General features: G+C 71.8%; 3 protein-coding genes and 1 pseudogene. 2 read left to right on the top strand and 2 right to left on the bottom strand.

Going from position 1 to position 1,901, the window contains the following annotated elements; translation table 11 throughout:
- A partial coding sequence (locus KBX53_RS31655; RefSeq protein WP_210863461.1) for a DUF3145 family protein occupies window positions 1-255 on the bottom strand: 255 nt, incomplete at its 3' end.
- A gap of 309 nt (window positions 256-564) precedes the next feature.
- Between KBX53_RS31655 and KBX53_RS31650 the strand changes: the two genes are divergently transcribed.
- Window positions 565-894 carry a hypothetical protein gene (locus KBX53_RS31650; protein WP_030330285.1) on the top strand — a complete coding sequence of 110 codons (330 nt, stop codon included), beginning with the start codon at window positions 565-567 and terminating at the stop codon, window positions 892-894.
- 104 nt (window positions 895-998) lie between these two features.
- On the opposite strand, the gene KBX53_RS31645 is transcribed toward KBX53_RS31650, so the two are convergent.
- Window positions 999-1,622, bottom strand: coding sequence for a carbonic anhydrase (locus tag KBX53_RS31645; protein ID WP_210863459.1), 624 nt, complete (start codon window positions 1,620-1,622; stop codon window positions 999-1,001).
- Window positions 1,623-1,785: 163 nt separating this feature from the next.
- Between KBX53_RS31645 and KBX53_RS36685 the strand changes: the two are divergent.
- Window positions 1,786-1,901, top strand: a pseudogene (locus tag KBX53_RS36685) (alpha/beta hydrolase); the annotation flags it as partial.

The raw sequence follows: 1,901 nt of genomic DNA, 5'->3' as shown, positions 1-1,901 counted from the left end.
GGAGGCCCCGGGACTCGGTTCCTCGGTGACCTCGAAACGGATCATGGGCCACTGCCGTAGGGCAGCGGCCAGCTCGGCGCCCGTCCCCGGACGACCGGTCCACCCGCACTCGGCCCGGCGTGCGCCGGGGTCGACGGGCTGAGCCGTCCACTGCAGGTTGACCGGCGCGGCTAGGACGCGCGCGATCGCCCACTCGACGTGCGAGCACACGGCGAGCGGGGTCGAGTGGACGTATACGACGCCACGCGTTGGCACGGTGACCTCCCGGAGAGCGAGGTGCGTCTTCCCCTACGACCTCGTCCACCCAGGTGGCTGCTGCAACACATGATGACTTGTGTGACGCGTGGTGCGCCAGGGAATCGGAAAAATCGCCGGTCGGAATAGCCGGACGGGTGGTCGCCGTTGCCTCTCAGGACACCGCGACGACCAGCATGATGTCGTGGTCCTGTACAGTTCCACCGGCGGCTTATGCCGCGTTACACCTTCGCGGGTCGAGTTCACGTACGGCCCGCACACAGCCCCCGGACGTCCAGTCCTCCCGTACGTCTTGCAAGGAGTACCTCCGTGGCGAGCAACACCTCTAAGACCGCGCGCGCGTCCGTCCGGGCCGGCCAGGCTGGCCAGGGTGGCGCCCTCAGCGTGCTGGGCGAGTTCAAGTACCTCATCCCGCTCAACGGCGGCAAGCACGCCTACGTGCGGAACCTGACCAACGGCAAGACCGCGCACCTGCGCACGGACTCCGACGCGTTCGTCGAGGAGATCCGCGTGCTGGCCGCCGCCGGCCACGCCGCCAAGATCCGGGCGGAGATCAACAACCTGGCTGCCACCCACCCGGGTGACGGCTGGGAGGCCACCGAGAAGCGCCTGGTCGCGGCCGGCGTCTTCGAGGGCTGAGCCCTCCCCCACCGCACCAACCGAAACCGCCCGCCGGAACAGTCCGGCGGGCGGTTTCGCGTGTCCGGGGTCGGGTCGGGCCAGCCTGTCGAGCAGGGGGCGGGTCAGCCTGGATCGATCAGGGCGACCTCGCCGGTGGCCAGGTCGTAGAGCCCGCCGACCACTGCCACCCGGCCGGCGGCCACCGGCCCGGCCAGCAGGTCGTCCGCGCGCAGGATGCGCACCGTGCGCCGGACGTGCCGGCGGATCGCCAGCGGCTGCACCGCCGGGTCGTCGATCCCCACCTCGGTCACCGCCGGGGCGATCTCGTCCACCAGGTGCGCCAACGACCCCCCGGGACGCTGTCCGGCGCGCAGCGCCCGCACGGTGGCCTCCACCGCGCCGCACCGCTCGTGGCCGAGGACCATCACCAGCGGTACGCCGAGCTGGCCGACCACGTACTCGATCGAGCCGCAGACCGCGCGATCGAGCACGTGCCCGCCGGTACGGATCACACAGATCGCGCCGAAGGTCTGGTCGAAGATCGCCTCCAGCGGCACCCGGGAGTCGATGCAGCCCAGCACCACGGCGTACGGCTGCTGGTCGCCGGAGGCAGCGGCGGCGGCCGTGACGTCGTGTCCGTGCACCGGCTGGCCGCTGACGAACCGCCGGTTACCAGCGAGCAGATCGGCCAGCGCGGCCCGGGGCGTACCGCCGGCCTGCCGCCCCTGCCCCGACGTCGCGCCCATGGGCGCTCCCGACGACCCCATGCCGTTCAGCTTGGCCCGCCGCCGTCCATCGCGGGTGCGGTCGGGAATGTTCGCCAGGGCGCGATTGGCGTGCTGTGATGGCGGGTAGCCGGTGTTACCGCCGGGTATCCCGGTGCTCGTGGTACTGGGCGGCCCTGGGGAGGTGGCGATGCCGGAGCGGTTCGAGGTCGGTCTGCCGGACGGCGTACGGCTCAACGTCGAGGCGACGGGGCCGACAGACGCCCAGATCACCGCCATCCTGCTGCACGGCTGGACTCT

The sequence above is a fragment of the Micromonospora sp. M51 genome, from assembly GCF_018070305.1.
In the GTDB taxonomy this organism is placed as follows: domain Bacteria; phylum Actinomycetota; class Actinomycetes; order Mycobacteriales; family Micromonosporaceae; genus Micromonospora; species Micromonospora parva.
Note: the sequence above shows the minus strand (reverse complement) of the source record. Positions and strands in the feature narration are given on the sequence as shown.

What these genes read in the sequence shown, in the direction of transcription:
- KBX53_RS31645 (WP_210863459.1), bottom strand. Translation starts at nt 1,622, where the DNA reads ATGGGCGCGACGTCGGGGCAGGGGCGGCAGGCCGGCGGTACGCCCCGG.